At 37.0% G+C, this 308-nt stretch carries 1 protein-coding gene; it reads right to left on the minus strand.

What is annotated here, in order from left to right; translation table 11 throughout:
• On the minus strand, window positions 1-308 hold a 308-nt coding region (locus ACSG5Z_RS30355), incomplete at both ends, for an IS200/IS605 family accessory protein TnpB-related protein (RefSeq protein ID WP_435712796.1).

Genomic DNA, 308 nt, shown 5'->3' on the forward strand with positions numbered 1-308 from the left:
TGGATACATGTTCCTACCTTACTTTGGTACAGACCACGAGTGATTCGTTTGCCGCTAAAGTAATATTGGACTCTATTATCCTTAGACCAACCTGGAACTGGATCTTTATCCAAAAAACTAGCTTTTGAAGTATAGCTTTCTTCTTGTTTCAAAAATCGGATGCCTTCTTTTACACACTTATTCTCAATTGCCGCAATCAAGTTATGAAACGGGATTTGCACAAATGTTTGATTATTCTTTTTTCCCATATCAGATTTTTGTTTCCAACCAACGTTATAGCCTACGACAACCGTATCTATGCCTAATGC

The sequence above is a fragment of the Bacillus pretiosus genome, from assembly GCF_051294775.1.
GTDB lineage: Bacteria > Bacillota > Bacilli > Bacillales > Bacillaceae_G > Bacillus_A > Bacillus_A wiedmannii.